Here is a 14,324-nt window from a genome sequence, read left to right as displayed (position 1 = left end):
TCTTTAAATAGAGTTTATTTCTAATTAGTTCTCCGGTCGCTTGCAGGTAAGCTTGAAATTGAGGTACTATTTTTCTAAGGTCATTCTGATCTTAGAATTTTCGTCCACACGTAACTCCCTAAATATCGGTAATGACGGAGTGTGAATCATGAAAATTATTGTAGGGTTAGGGAACCCAGGTAAACAATATGAAAAAACACGGCATAACGTCGGTTTTGAAGTAATAGATGAGTTATCTAAAAAGTGGTCGATCTCACTCGACCAAGCCAAGCATAAGGGAATCTATGGTGTAGGAATGGTACGGGGAGAAAAGATTTTATTACTTAAGCCGCTAACCTACATGAATTTATCAGGTGAATCGATTTCGGCTGTTATGCATTTCTTTAAGGTGGAAATAGCGGATGTGGTTATTATATATGATGACCTCGATTTACCGCCAGGAAGAATCCGTCTTCGTCAAAAAGGAAGTGCAGGCGGTCATAATGGAATAAAATCTACAATTTCTCATTTGGGTACACAAGATTTTAACCGAATTAGAATAGGTATCGGTCGCCCGATCGGCCATGTTCCGGTACCTGACTATGTATTGGGGCGTTTCTCCCAAGAAGAATGGAATCATGTCGGGGCTACGATTGAAAAAAGCGCCGCTTCTTGTGAAGCATGGTTGGAAAAACCATTTATACAGGTCATGAACGAATATAACCAATAAGCTAAGAGTAGATATAAGTAAAGAATAAAATCTTTCGCTGAATAAATCCCCCTTACTTTTGTACATACTAACACTATTACAAAATAGGGGGTTACCAAATGGCTCTCCATTATCGTTGCCGACATTGTGGAACTAAGCTGGGTTCTATCGAGGCACACGCACTGAGTACGGAGCAGTTAGGTTTTAATAAACTTACTGATGAAGAGCGTCAAGAGATGATCGTTTATGATTCTGAGGGAGATATGCATGTGAGGGCGATATGTGAAGATTGTCATGAATCGCTGCAAAGAAACCCTGAATTATATGAAAGCGATTATATTATTCATTAGCGGGAGAGGGCTTTGGACAAAATCCAAAGCATTTTTCCGTTTGTTTTGTTTTAAAGATATGAAGATAGAGAATGAGCCAGTTAATAAAGAGAGACCTTGGCTGAATATGCCAGGTTAAAAATACAAGGACTTGAAACAGTTTTCGCACGTTAAGAGAGGAGGGACAGATTGTGAATGGATTGCAAAACTTATTCTCCAAACAAGATGATGTTCATTCGTTAATAGCCGGCATTGATGAGGGACTTAAGGAACAAATAGTATCTGGTCTAACAGGTTCTTCGAGATCACTTCTGCTGGCGGCCGTATATGAAAAGACGAACAGGCCGATTTTATTAGTAACCCATAATTTATTACAAGCACAAAAATTCCATGAGGATTTATCCAGTTTTATCCCAGAGGATGAACTATATATTTATCCCGCCAATGAGTTAATTGCTGCTGATTTGAGTGTGGCCAGTCCTGAATTAAGAGCCCAACGTGTAGAGGCATTGAATTTTTGGACGGAGGGCAAGAAAGGGATTGTCATTGCGCCTATTCCTGGGGTTCGCCGTGTGCTTCCTCCAAAGGATATTTGGAAGAGGCATCAGCTTACTTTTAAAATAGGGGAAGAAATTGAACTTGACCCAACGCTTAATAAATTTATTGCAATGGGCTATAACCGGGCGGAAATGGTTGCCTCTCCAGGAGAATTCAGCATTCGGGGCGGTATCATCGATATATATCCGATTACGGAACCTAATCCAATGCGAATTGAGTTATTTGATACGGAAATAGATTCCATTAGAACCTTTTCTACGGAAGATCAGCGATCAATTGAGAAGCTCCAAAAAGTGACAATCGGTCCGGTTAGTGAGGCCTTGCTAGAAGAAAGGCACATTGAAAGAATTATATCGAAACTCGAGAGCGGATTAAGTAAAAGTTTGAAAAAGCTTAAAGATGAAAAAACAAAGGAACAATTGGTTCAAACGATCAGCTCTGAACTTGAACAGCTGAAAATGGGGAATAAGCCCGACCAAATCTTTAAATACTTAAGTTTAGCTTATGAGAAACCCGCTAGTTTAATAGACTATTTACCTGTAAATGGCTTAGTTTTCTTAGATGAAATCAGTAGAATCCAGGAAATCAATGATTCTTTGGAAAAGGAAGAGGCAGGATGGTATACCGAACTTTTAAGTCAGGGGCAGATTATCCATGATATTAAATTGGCTCATCCCATGCATGAATTAATTATGAAATCAAACAGGCCGTTTGTGTATCTTTCATTATTTTTACGGCATGTACCGCATACAAATCCTCAGAATATCCTGAATTTTGCCAGTAAACAGATGCAAAATTTCCACGGGCAGATGAACGTGTTTAAAACTGAACTGGAACGTTGGAAAAAAGGAAAGTATACAGTCGTTATACTAGGCCAGGATGATGAACGGGTGAAAAAGCTGCATTCGATTTTAGCGGATTATGATATTGAAGCAGCAGAGCTTTTTGATGCGAACAGTATTCTTCCGGGGAAAGTACAGATTTTACGCGGCAGCCTTAACAGTGGCTTTGAATTACCTATGCAAAAATTTAGTATTATTACGGAAACGGAATTATTTAATAAGAAATCTAAAAAATCAATTCGCAGGCAGAAACTATCGAATGCGGAACGAATAAAGAGTTATTCCGAACTGAAAATCGGTGACCATGTCGTTCATGTTAACCATGGTATCGGGAAATATTTGGGGATTGAAACGCTAACCATCAATGGAGTTCATAAGGATTATCTACATATCCGGTATCAGGCGGATGACAAGCTGTATGTACCAGTTGACCAAATTGATCTTGTCCAAAAATATGTCGGTTCCGAAGGCAAGGAGCCGAAGCTTTACAAATTAGGCGGGACGGAATGGAAACGTGTTAAAAGCAAGGTTCAATCATCTGTTGAGAATATTGCGGATGATTTAATCAAGCTGTATGCAGAAAGGGAAGCGGCAAAGGGTTATGCCTTTTCACCTGATGGGGATATGCAGAGGGAATTTGAAACATCATTCGCTTATAACGAAACAGAAGATCAACTGCGTTCTATTGTAGAGATTAAAAAAGATATGGAACGTGAAAGGCCAATGGATCGTTTATTATGTGGTGATGTCGGTTATGGGAAGACAGAGGTAGCTATTCGCGCTGCTTTTAAAGCTATTATGGATGGCAAGCAGGTTGCTTTTCTCGTTCCAACCACTATTCTTGCCCAACAGCATTTTGAAACATTGAGAGAGCGTTTTCAGGACTATCCCATTTCGATTGGGCTTATGAGTCGTTTTCGGACGAAAAAGCAGCAAACGGAAACGATAAAGGGATTAAAAGCTGGAACGGTGGATATCGTTGTGGGTACGCACAGAATTTTATCCAAAGATATTGTGTATCGAGACTTAGGTTTGCTTATTATTGATGAAGAACAGCGGTTTGGCGTAACGCATAAGGAAAAAATCAAACGCTTAAAAACCAATGTCGATGTATTGACTTTGACAGCGACGCCAATTCCAAGGACTCTCCATATGTCTATGCTTGGCGTGCGGGATTTGTCTGTCATCGAAACACCTCCAGAGAACCGTTTCCCAATCCAAACGTATGTAATGGAGTATAATGGCTCGCTGGTAACAGAAGCGATTGAGCGAGAATTGGCAAGGGATGGTCAGGTTTATTTTCTTTATAATCGGGTAGAAGATATAGCAAGAAAAGCAGAAGAAATTTCTATGTTGGTGCCAGATGCCCGCGTCACATATGCACATGGGCAAATGTCTGAGCAGGAACTAGAAGCTGTTATGTTTGGATTTTTAGAAGGCGAATACGATGTTTTAGTAAGTACAACCATTATAGAGACCGGTGTGGATATCCCAAATGTCAATACGCTTATTGTGAATGAAGCAGATAGAATGGGACTTTCCCAGCTTTATCAACTGCGTGGTCGTGTGGGGCGATCCAATCGGGTAGCATATGCATTCTTTACTTACAGAAAAGATAAAGTTTTGACGGAAGTAGCAGAAAAACGTCTCCAATCCATTAAGGAATTTACAGAATTGGGATCAGGGTTCAAAATTGCGATGCGTGATTTATCCATCAGGGGAGCTGGGAATATACTAGGAGCTCAACAACATGGCTTCATCGATTCAGTCGGTTTTGATTTGTACTCTCAAATGCTGAAAGAAGCTGTAGAGGCGAAACGTAATGATCAACCAGTTGAAGAAAAGTCCTCACTTGAAATTGACGTTGAAGTAGATGCGTATATCCCTGATGCCTATATAGCGGATGGACATCAGAAAATCGAAATGTATAAAAGATTCAGAGGCATTACTTCTCTAGAAGAAGTGGAAGAATTACAAGATGAAATGCTCGATCGGTTCGGTGAATACCCTGATGAAGTCGCCTATTTATTTCTAATTGCTGAAATGAAGGTGTATGCTGAAAAAGCTGGAATTGAAAGCATTAAGCAATTGAAGCAGGAAATCAGCATTCTTCTCAGGGAAAAAGTAAGTAGCGGCGTAGATGGACAAAAGGTATTTGAGCTAGGATCAAAGTACGGCCGTATGGTTGGCTTTGGTATGGATGGCAATCGAATGAAGCTTGTCTTACACATTAAAGGTGTAGAACAAAGCAAGTGGTTAGACATCCTCTTTGAGATGGCTAAAGGCTTACAACATGTAAAAAAAGAAATTCAAGCAACAAAAAATTAAAGAAAATGATTGTCTTTTTGAAGTTGTCTGTTTTTAAGATGTTTTGGTAAAAAAGTGTATCAAAAAGAAAAATTTTTTCAAAGTGCATAGAACTTACCATTAGAAAAATACTAAGTACAATAGCTGGTGTTGATTTTGCTACGAAAAGAGGATTTATCAAATCAATTAGAGGAAAGTGAGGCAACATTAGATGAAAGCAACTGGTATCGTTCGCCGAATTGATGATTTAGGAAGAGTTGTCATCCCGAAAGAAATTCGAAGGACTCTCCGCATTCGTGAAGGTGATCCATTAGAGATTTTTGTGGACAGAGATGGAGAAGTCATCTTAAAGAAATACTCTCCTATTAGTGAATTAGGCGATTTTGCAAGAGAATATGCAGAAGCACTTTATGATAGCCTTGGAAACCCAGTTATGATCTGTGACCGGGATACTTACATTGCAGTGGCAGGTGGATCTAAAAAAGAATACTTAAATAAAAGTGTTAGTGAACTAGTAGAAAAAATTATGGAAGAAAGAAATCCCGTACTGGAATCTCCAAATGGACAGATTTCCTTCGTGGATTCGAATGATGAAGAGATTCAATCATATACAGCAGCTCCAATCATTGCGAGTGGTGACCCGATTGGTGCCGTCTTGATTTTCTCTAAAGAAGGAACATTAGGTGAAGTGGAACAGAAATCGGTTGAAACAGCAGCAAGTTTCCTAGCTAGACAAATGGAACAATAGGTTAGGACATGCCATTATATTTTTGGATGTAAAAAGGGCAGCAATCGCTGTCCTTTTTGTCTTTTAATAAAGACAAAAAATATAGAGGAACATTTAAAGCAGGGAGGTCCAAGCCTCTTTGTGGACATTGGAAAATCATTAACAGTATGGTTAACCTATGAAAAACAACCACTCAATTATGCTATAATTACTACCACATATGAGTGAAAAGGGGAAAAAAAATGGCTGCAAAGCCTTACAAAACTTCAAAAGAACTTTTCAGGGGTGCGTTAATCCTAAGTGCAGCCGCGATTATCGTAAAGATTTTGAGTGCGGCCTATCGCATTCCTTATCAAAACATAGCTGGGGATATCGGGTTTTATATCTATCAGCAGGTATATCCGTTTTATGGGGTTGCTTTAACGCTCTCTACACTAGGCTTCCCGGTTGTCATATCTAAACTAATTGCAGAACGGGAGTCTTCTAAAAATAGTTTTGCGGTTAAAGATATTTTATTGACCTCGTTTGTCGTCTTATGTTCGATAGGGATTATGATGTTTATTGCACTGTTCCTAGGGGCAGAATGGATTGCCGGGATGATGAAAGATCCTCAACTATCAGGTCTGCTGAAAATCATTGCTTTTTCCTATTTATTAATGCCGTTTTCTTCTGTTTTAAGGGGCTACTTCCAAGGAATAAACGACATGATCCCTACAGCAAGTTCGCAGGTCGCTGAACAATGTATCCGGGTTTTAACAATACTGGTGTTGTCTACTCTATTGGTGTATTGGGATTACTCTGATTATGATGTCGGTAAGGGAGCAGTCTTTGGTTCGATTACGGGTGGCATAACAGGACTGGTACTGCTTTTTGTTTTCGTTTTCTTAAGAGAAGAACGGAAGCTTTTTCCCCAAATGAAAATCAAACCGGCAATTTTCATCAGGATTTCCAAAGCTTTGATCTTTCAAGGTTTGGCTTTTTGCATCACGGGCCTTATTCTAATCTTGTTTCAGTTCGTTGATTCACTGCACCTGTATTCTCTTTTAAGGGAAACGGGGATGGGAGAAATAGAAGCAAAAGAATGGAAAGGGGTTTATGACCGTGGACAGCCCTTACTTCAGCTAGGGACAGTCGTGGCGAACTCTTTTGCTTTGGCACTTGTACCAGTTATTGCTGGATTCGTTCAGAGGAGAAATAAACAGGAATTACTTAATAAGATAAAATTAGCACTGCGTGTAAGTGCGACTATCGGAATGGCGGCAGCTATCGGGTTGGTAGTAACAATGAAACCGGTCAATTATATGCTGTTTACTGACGATAAGGGGACAATTACTTTAGCAATTTTCTCCTTATCGATATTATTTACATCGCTCATTATGGCGAAAGCGGCAGTTATTCAAAGTTTAGGGTATTCGATTGCCCCGGTGATCATTACGATTGTAGGGGTATGCAGCAAATGGGCGTTGAACCTTGTTCTTGTGCCCCGTTATAAAATTGCAGGGGCAGCCTCAGCAACAGTACTTGCCTTTATAATCATGACTGTATTGTTTTATATAGTATTGAAAGTACATATAAAAAAACCTTTAATTGAAAAGAAGCAGCTGTATATAATTTTAAAGAGTACGGTCTACATGGGCACATCAGTTCTGCTATTCAACACCGTATTTCAAGTGGTGTTGCCAGATGAAAGCCGACTGTTAGCTACAATTCAGGCATTGATTGGTGTGGGAATTGGTGCAGTTGTTTTTGTTATGGCAGTCATTCGGGCAGGTTTATTTAGTCAGGAAGAACTTTCCTTTATACCTGTAGGGTCAAAGTTTAAACGATTTATCATAACGAATAGGAGTAAATGAAATCATGAATGAGATTACTATAATAGGACTCGGGGCAGGCGATTTAGACCAGCTTCCATTTGGGATTTATAAAAAATTAACAAAGACAAAAGAATGCTTCGTCCGGACGATAGATCATCCGGTGATCCGAGATTTAACAATTGAAGGAATTAAGTTCACTGCTTTTGACAAGGTATATGAAAAACACGATCAATTTGAAGAGGTATACGAAGAAATTTCAGAAGCATTATTACAAGAAGCTGTAAATCGTTCTGTTCTGTACGCGGTTCCAGGGCATCCAATGGTTGCAGAAAAAACAGTCCAACTCTTGCTAGAGAAAGGTCCAGCTAGAGGCATTGCTATTAAGCTAGAGGGAGGACAAAGTTTTCTTGACCCGTTATTTCAGGCCGTTCAAATTGACCCAATTGAAGGATTTCAGCTTCTAGATGGAACTGCTCTTTCACCAGATGACCTGCATATTAGACAGCATATGATAATCGGGCAGGTGTATGACGCGTTCAGTGCGTCCAATGTGAAGTTGACTTTGATGGAAAAGCTTCCAGATGACTACGAGGTATATATCGTTACAGCGGCAGGCAGTAGCCAGGAAAAAGTAACAAAATGTGCACTTTATGAACTGGACCGCCAAATGGAGTTAAGTAACTTAACGAGTGTCTATGTGCCACCCGTTAAAGAAGATGCATTACAGTATCGTGAATTTTCTAAGTTGCGACAGATTATCGCGGAACTGAGGGGACCTGACGGATGTCCTTGGGATAAGAAACAAACTCATCAAAGCTTGAAGAAATATCTAATAGAAGAGGCATACGAACTTATTGATTCCATTGATGCCGAGGACGATGAGGGCATGATTGGTGAACTAGGGGACGTACTCCTTCAAGTGATGCTTCATGCGCAAATCGGAGAGGATGAGGGCATGTTCACAATAGATGATGTGATCGAAGGAATTACAGCAAAAATGGTTCGACGCCACCCTCATGTGTTCGGAGATATAGAAGTGACCGGTGAAGAAGATGTTTTAGTGAACTGGCAGAAAATCAAGGAAGAAGAAAAAGGAAGCGAGAAAAGTGTTCCACAATCCATTCTAGATGGTATAGAAAAATCGCTGCCAAACTTACTTCGTGCTGAGGAGTATCAAAAAAGGGCTGCGAAGGTCGGATTTGACTGGGATGAGGTTTCCGAAGCGTGGAAAAAGGTTAAAGAAGAAGTGCAGGAACTTGAAGATGAGATACTGAATCCGAATCCGGATATCAACCGGATCAAATCCGAATTGGGAGACCTCTTTTTTGCGATTGTCAACATTTCGCGCTATTATGACATACAAGCAGAAGAAGCTGTCTATAAAGCAAACCAGAAGTTTCACCAGCGTTTTACATATATCGAAGAGCGTATTCAAAGGGAAGACAAGAAGTTTTCTGATTATACATTAGAAGAACTGGATTCATATTGGGATGAGGCAAAAGCTAAAGGACTTTAATTAAAGGAGAGAATTGTATGTCGATGAGATTAGATAAATTCTTAAAAGTATCAAGGTTGATTAAGCGCCGCACTCTTGCTAAAGAAGTAGCGGATAAAGGGAGAATTACAATTAACGGCCAACAGGCTAAAGCAAGCTCGAATGTAAAAGATGGTGATGAATTAACCGTACGTTTTGGTCAAAAGCTAGTCACGGTACGCGTTGACAAAATTCAAGAAACAACGAAAAAAGAAGCTGCTGCCGATATGTATACAATCGTAAAAGAAGAAAAGCTAGCAGAGGAGTAAGGACAGGCTTTGTTCTAATTTCTCTCTTACGGACATACACTTGTACAAAATCAGTGGTACTGTGAGGGATGAAAAAATGAGCCAATATATTGATCCGAATGCTGGTTACACAAAGGGAACAATCCAAGAGCATGATGTAACGATGAAAGGCCGCCGTTTATTGGATATTACCGGAGTAAAACAAGTGGAAAGCTTTGATAATGAAGAATTTTTGCTTGAAACGTCAATGGGCTTCTTATCTATACGTGGTCAGAACTTGCAAATGAAGAATTTAGACGTCGATAAAGGGATTGTTTCAATCAAGGGGAAGATTTTTGACCTTGTATATTTAGATGAGCAATCCGGGGAGAAAGCTAAAGGCTTCTTTGGCAAGCTGTTCAAATGACCTTAACGATCCAATTTTATACGTTGCTTGCGATGATAGGCATGGGCAGTTGTTTTGGAGCTGCCCTCGATACGTATAACCGGTTTCTGAAGCGTTCAGTAAGGAAGAGGTGGATTGTCTTCCTCCATGATTTTCTTTTCTGGATTATTCAGGGTCTCCTTATTTTTTATGTTTTGTTTTTAGTGAATGAAGGAGAGTTTCGCCTATATTTGTTTTTGGCCTTATTATGCGGTTTTTCAGCATATCAAGCACTTTTTAAAGGAGTCTATCAACGTTTTTTAGAGTTTTTGATTTTACTGGTAATAAAGGTGGTCAGATTTTTAACTAAATCGGTTCAAATGCTGATATTTCTTCCGATAAAATGGGTAATAGTTACTGCAATTTCCATCATCATAGGTATGGGCAGATTTGTTTTAGTCCTTTTAAAATGGATAGGGAAAATAATTCTCTTTATTTTAAATGTTTTCTGGAAACCTTTAAAATGGATACTGACAAGGATATGGAATTTATTGCCGGTTTTTGTTACAAAAAACGTCGGGAAGTTTTATAATAAAGGAAAAGGGATTTTATTGAAAATAAAGAATTCTATAGTTAGCATGGTAATTAGATGGAGAACTAAAAAGAAATGAGGAGTGATAAAACATGAGTAGCCTTCGGAAGAGGAAAGTGGCAAAAATAGAAAATCCCTACGTCGCTCTACAAGAGAAAAAAGTACAAACTGTTGAAAAAAAGAAGCGTGGTCTTATGCGTAGATTAACACTGTATTCAGTTTTCGCCGCTATCTTTTTGATTTTGGCTGTTTCCACCCTCATTACGCAAAATGTTGCACTAGATGAAAAAGTACAGCAGAAAGAAAAATTAGAAGTAAAGTTAGCTAAATTGGAAAAAGGTGAAACCCTTCTTAAAGAAGAAATTGTAAAACTCAATGATGATGACTATATTGCTAAAATCGCAAGACGAGATTATTTCTTATCGGACAATGGTGAAATCATTTTTAATCTTCCAAAAGCAAAGGAAGATAGCGACTAATATTGACACTGTTTTTTTACTTTCGTTATAATATAGTGTGAAGAGATTTTTAACATTTCTAAGGAGGAACATTTTTTTTATGTCAATCGAAGTAGGCAGCAAGTTACAAGGTAAAGTAACAGGCATAACTAATTTTGGTGCATTTGTAGAGCTCCCTCAAGGTTCAACAGGTCTTGTCCATATCAGTGAAGTAGCAGATAACTATGTTAAAGATATTAATGATCACTTAAAAGTGGGCGATACAGTTGAAGTGAAAGTCATCAATGTAGAGAAAGATGGCAAAATTGGCTTGTCCATTAAAAAAGCAATAGACCGTCCTGAAGGCGAGCAAAAACCTGCATACACACCACGTCCGCGCCAAGGAAGAGGGAATGACAACCGTTCCAAAGACTTCCGCTCAAAAGGTAGTAGTTTCCAACCCAAGGAAAACTTTGAGCAAAAAATGGCTAAATTCTTAAAAGATAGCGAAGACCGCTTAACAACCCTTAAACGTAGCACTGAAACAAAACGGGGAGGTCGAGGAGGAAGACGCGGATAAAACTGCTGCTGAAAATAATAGATTAGCAACTTTTCCTGTGAAATTATTCATAGTGTAGATAAAGGCAAGCTTGCTGGCTTGTCTTCTTTTATATATATATAGGTGTTTCTCTTATTAGATTCGCCTTCAATACCAATAAAAAAAAGCGCCTCATGTACACTTTCTCGATTGAGTGTACTGAGGCGCTTTTTTTATATGAGATGACCCGTACGGGATTCGAACCCGTGGCCGTGAAAGNTATTAAAAGATAGCGGCAGAGGGGATCGAACCCCCGACCTCACGGGTATGAACCGTACGCTCTAGCCAGCTGAGCTACGCCGCCATAATGGTAAGTGCTACTGAAGCACAAGTTATATCTTACATTCGTGAGGGAAGATTGTCAACAAAAAAAAGAAAGATTGTCGGTTTCCATCTTTTAAAGATATATTCGTGTTATTTTCCACAAAAATAACCTAAAAACTTTGCTTTTCCTTAAAAAAAAAAGAACGCCTGTTTCTGTATTTTAAAAAAAGGTATAAAAACCTGTATACAAATGATTGTTCAAGGAGAATTACGTCGAACGTTTTTCATTTGCGCTTTTAAAATTCTGACAAAAAAATGGTTAAGCCCTCTATATAATAAAAATCACTAATATGAATGGGGTGTTGAAATGGAAAAAGTAGAAAGACCTATGATGGAACCGCTTGGGGATGTTCAGTTAAAAGAAGCAAAGGAGGGAGCCATCAATTGGATCCAACAGCTGCAAACGAAAACAGATGATATCTTTATAAAGAAAGGTATCTCTTTAGCCATTATCGGTTTTTTATTAGGACGAGCATTAATTCTTTCACAGTTAGCACCATTTGGGCTTCCGTTTTTCGCAGCCGTTTTTCTCATGAGACGTGACCGAGCTCCACTCGCACTGTTTGGCTTAATCGCTGGGGGGCTCACCGTTCACTATTCTAATAGTTTAGTCATCTTTACATCGGCGTTCCTGCTTCTCTTATTTCATAAAATCAAGAAGCCGGCCGTAGAAGGGCAATTTAAGACGATGTCGATGTACGTCTTTGCTTCACTCTTCCTGGTAAACCTGGCCGAGCAATATCTTGTGTTTCGAACGATTCAGCTGTACGACCTGATGATGATAGGAGTAGAGGCGGGGCTCGCCATGATTTTAACCTTAATTTTCATACAGTCCATCCCGCTGCTATCAATACGGACAAAGTCACAATCATTAAAGACAGAAGAGATCGTCAGCATTATCATTCTACTCGCGTCGGTGATGACCGGAACAATTGGGTGGATGATATATGACCTGTCACTCGATCATATATTTTCACGATACCTTGTCCTCCTATTCGGGCTGGCGGGAGGGGCCGCCATAGGCTCCACTGTAGGTGTCGTTACCGGATTAATATTCAGCTTAGCGAGTATAGCCAGCCTTTATCAAATGAGCCTTCTCGCTTTTTCAGGCCTGCTCGGTGGTTTGTTGAAGGAGGGTAGGAAGATAGGGGTTGCGGCAGGCCTGTTAATTGCTACGTTACTAATAGGGCTATACGGAGAGGGAACTAATAATATTATGGTTACCCTCTATGAATCACTTATAGCTGTGGTGTTATTTATTTTAACACCATCTTCAATAATCAATAAAATAGCAAAGCATATACCCGGGACCGTAGAGAACTCGGATGAACAGCAACAGTATGCCCGGAAAGTGAGGGACGTTACCGCCCAAAGAGTGGAACAATTCTCTCATGTATTTGAGGCGCTCTCAAATAGCTTTTCCCAAATAGATGAACGAGGAAGATTGGAGGAAGATGAGAAAGAGTTCGATTATTTTTTAAGTAATGTAACTGAAAAAACGTGCCAAATCTGCTTTAAAAAGGAACAATGCTGGGCTAAAAACTTTAATACAACCTATGACGGTATGCAGGAGATTATGCTTCAATTAAGTGAAAATAATGGACAGCTCCCCCAAAAAACTTCAAAAGAATGGGGGAAATACTGTAGTCGTGGGCCGCAGGTCATTGGGGCAATTTCTCAGGAACTTACTTACTTTGAAGCAAACCAAAAGTTAAAAAGGCAGGTGAAAGAAAGCAGGAAGCTAGTGGCGGACCAACTGCGTGGAGTTTCTGCAGTGATGGATGATTTCGCGAAAGAAATTCAAAGGGAAAGGAAGAATCATCATTTACACGAGGAATCCATTATGGAGGCCATTCAGGATTTTGGCCTGCATATCGGTTATGTGGAAATATACAGCCTTGAACAGGGAAGTGTTGATATAGAGATGAGTGTCCCATACTGCCAAGGCAGAGGGGAATGTGAGAAGTTGATTGCACCTATGCTTTCCGACATTTTAGGAGAAACGATTGTTGTCCATTCCGAAGAGTGTGCAACTTATCCAAACGGGCAATGTGAGGTGATATTTAGGTCAGCAAAAAAATTCACGGTCGAAACGGGTGTGGCTCATGCTGCCAAGGGGGGAGGGCTTGTTTCAGGAGATAGTTATACGACCATGGAAATTGGTTGCGGCAAATTTGCAATAGCCATTAGTGATGGGATGGGTAATGGGGAAAGGGCCCATTTTGAAAGCACCGAGACTTTGAAGCTGCTACAAAAATTTTTACAATCGGGAATAGAAGAAAAAATAGCCATTAAATCCGTAAACTCCGTATTATCCCTTCGCACGACCGATGAAATATTTTCAACTCTTGATCTGGCAATGATTGATCTTCAGGATGCAAAGGCTAAGTTTTTAAAAATATGTTCGATACCAAGTTTCATTAAAAGGGGGGATAAAATCATTAAAATTGAATCAAGTAACCTGCCGATGGGTATCATCCAGGATTTCGATGTTGATGTCGTATCCGAGGAGCTAAAGGCAGGGGATATTTTAATAATGATGAGTGATGGGGTATTCGATGGTCCCTCACATGTGGAAAATATCGAGTTCTGGCTTAAACGAAAAATCAAGGAAATGGAGACAGACGACCCACAGGAAATATCTGATTTAATATTAGAAGAGGTCATTCGAACAAAAGGGATCATAGATGATGATATGACAGTGGTAACCTCAAAAATTAAACATAATACACCGAAATGGGCATCCATCCCTGTTTCACCAAAACGGAAAAAGGCTCAGTAACGAGAAATCTTTCCATAAATTAAGATAAGGAGGTCTTCTACAAACGAGGTGTTATGTTGGCAGCTATGTAAAGAAATAGTTGGATAACTCTATGGATCCCCTGCAAAAGTGTATAAGAAATGTGACTTGGTAGTGCGTGTTTTTGGTGTATAAATTATCCCCTTTTAGTCAATTATGGTA

The 14,324-nt window shown here is 39.5% G+C and carries 12 protein-coding genes and 1 tRNA gene; 12 read left to right on the top strand and 1 reads right to left on the bottom strand.

Going from position 1 to position 14,324, the window contains the following annotated elements; genetic code table 11:
* The first annotated feature begins 148 nt into the window (after window positions 1-148).
* The 11 genes from pth (at window position 149) to AKG34_RS25610 (ending at window position 11,020) form a co-directional block, all read left to right on the top strand.
* Window positions 149-709: an aminoacyl-tRNA hydrolase gene (gene pth, locus AKG34_RS25660; protein WP_053348991.1), complete on the top strand. Its 561-nt coding sequence runs from the start codon at window positions 149-151 to the stop codon at window positions 707-709.
* A 98-nt stretch (window positions 710-807) separates the two neighbouring features.
* Window positions 808-1,038 carry an anti-sigma-F factor Fin gene (locus AKG34_RS25655; RefSeq protein WP_053348990.1) on the top strand — a complete coding sequence of 77 codons (231 nt, stop codon included), beginning with the start codon at window positions 808-810 and terminating at the stop codon, window positions 1,036-1,038.
* A 170-nt stretch (window positions 1,039-1,208) separates the two neighbouring features.
* Window positions 1,209-4,745, top strand: a complete 3,537-nt coding sequence (gene mfd / locus AKG34_RS25650) for a transcription-repair coupling factor (protein ID WP_053348989.1) — start codon at window positions 1,209-1,211, stop codon at window positions 4,743-4,745.
* 190 nt (window positions 4,746-4,935) lie between these two features.
* A complete protein-coding gene (spoVT, locus tag AKG34_RS25645; RefSeq protein WP_053348988.1) occupies window positions 4,936-5,472 on the top strand; it encodes a stage V sporulation protein T in 537 nt (178 codons plus the stop codon).
* 221 nt (window positions 5,473-5,693) lie between these two features.
* Window positions 5,694-7,304, top strand: coding sequence for a putative polysaccharide biosynthesis protein (locus tag AKG34_RS25640; protein WP_053348987.1), 1,611 nt, complete (start codon window positions 5,694-5,696; stop codon window positions 7,302-7,304).
* A gap of 4 nt (window positions 7,305-7,308) precedes the next feature.
* Window positions 7,309-8,781: a bifunctional methyltransferase/pyrophosphohydrolase YabN gene (gene yabN / locus AKG34_RS25635; protein ID WP_053348986.1), complete on the top strand. Its 1,473-nt coding sequence runs from the start codon at window positions 7,309-7,311 to the stop codon at window positions 8,779-8,781.
* A gap of 23 nt (window positions 8,782-8,804) precedes the next feature.
* On the top strand, window positions 8,805-9,068 hold the full coding sequence (locus tag AKG34_RS25630; protein WP_034316386.1) for an RNA-binding S4 domain-containing protein: 264 nt from the start codon (window positions 8,805-8,807) through the stop codon (window positions 9,066-9,068).
* Between the two features lie 76 nt (window positions 9,069-9,144).
* The gene (yabP, locus tag AKG34_RS25625) at window positions 9,145-9,453 is read left to right on the top strand and encodes a sporulation protein YabP (protein WP_053348985.1); all 309 of its coding nucleotides are present in this window, start codon (window positions 9,145-9,147) and stop codon (window positions 9,451-9,453) included.
* Window positions 9,450-10,082, top strand: a complete 633-nt coding sequence (yabQ, locus tag AKG34_RS25620) for a spore cortex biosynthesis protein YabQ (RefSeq protein ID WP_053348984.1) — start codon at window positions 9,450-9,452, stop codon at window positions 10,080-10,082. Before yabP ends, yabQ begins: the two co-directional genes overlap by 4 nt.
* 37 nt (window positions 10,083-10,119) lie before the next feature.
* The gene (locus tag AKG34_RS25615) at window positions 10,120-10,482 is read left to right on the top strand and encodes an FtsB family cell division protein (RefSeq protein WP_309446321.1); all 363 of its coding nucleotides are present in this window, start codon (window positions 10,120-10,122) and stop codon (window positions 10,480-10,482) included.
* 79 nt (window positions 10,483-10,561) lie between these two features.
* A complete protein-coding gene (locus AKG34_RS25610; RefSeq protein ID WP_053348982.1) occupies window positions 10,562-11,020 on the top strand; it encodes a S1 domain-containing RNA-binding protein in 459 nt (152 codons plus the stop codon).
* A 248-nt stretch (window positions 11,021-11,268) separates the two neighbouring features.
* Here AKG34_RS25610 and AKG34_RS25605 read toward each other — a convergent pair.
* A tRNA-Met gene (locus AKG34_RS25605) sits at window positions 11,269-11,342 on the bottom strand.
* A gap of 327 nt (window positions 11,343-11,669) precedes the next feature.
* Here AKG34_RS25605 and spoIIE point away from each other — a divergent pair.
* Complete coding sequence (gene spoIIE, locus AKG34_RS25600) at window positions 11,670-14,144, top strand: stage II sporulation protein E (RefSeq protein ID WP_053348981.1); 2,475 nt, start codon at window positions 11,670-11,672, stop codon at window positions 14,142-14,144.
* Window positions 14,145-14,324: the final 180 nt, after the last annotated feature.

This window comes from Peribacillus butanolivorans, from assembly GCF_001273755.1.
Lineage (GTDB): Bacteria > Bacillota > Bacilli > Bacillales > DSM-1321 > Peribacillus > Peribacillus butanolivorans.
Note: the sequence above shows the minus strand (reverse complement) of the source record. Positions and strands in the feature narration are given on the sequence as shown.

What these genes read in the sequence shown, in the direction of transcription:
- yabP (WP_053348985.1), top strand. Translation starts at nt 9,145, where the DNA reads ATGAGCCAATATATTGATCCGAATGCTGGTTACACAAAGGGAACAATC.
- spoIIE (WP_053348981.1), top strand. Translation starts at nt 11,670, where the DNA reads ATGGAAAAAGTAGAAAGACCTATGATGGAACCGCTTGGGGATGTTCAG.
- AKG34_RS25655 (WP_053348990.1), top strand. Translation starts at nt 808, where the DNA reads ATGGCTCTCCATTATCGTTGCCGACATTGTGGAACTAAGCTGGGTTCT.
- AKG34_RS25630 (WP_034316386.1), top strand. Translation starts at nt 8,805, where the DNA reads ATGAGATTAGATAAATTCTTAAAAGTATCAAGGTTGATTAAGCGCCGC.
- yabQ (WP_053348984.1), top strand. Translation starts at nt 9,450, where the DNA reads ATGACCTTAACGATCCAATTTTATACGTTGCTTGCGATGATAGGCATG.
- yabN (WP_053348986.1), top strand. Translation starts at nt 7,309, where the DNA reads ATGAATGAGATTACTATAATAGGACTCGGGGCAGGCGATTTAGACCAG.
- spoVT (WP_053348988.1), top strand. Translation starts at nt 4,936, where the DNA reads ATGAAAGCAACTGGTATCGTTCGCCGAATTGATGATTTAGGAAGAGTT.
- pth (WP_053348991.1), top strand. Translation starts at nt 149, where the DNA reads ATGAAAATTATTGTAGGGTTAGGGAACCCAGGTAAACAATATGAAAAA.
- AKG34_RS25610 (WP_053348982.1), top strand. Translation starts at nt 10,562, where the DNA reads ATGTCAATCGAAGTAGGCAGCAAGTTACAAGGTAAAGTAACAGGCATA.
- AKG34_RS25640 (WP_053348987.1), top strand. Translation starts at nt 5,694, where the DNA reads ATGGCTGCAAAGCCTTACAAAACTTCAAAAGAACTTTTCAGGGGTGCG.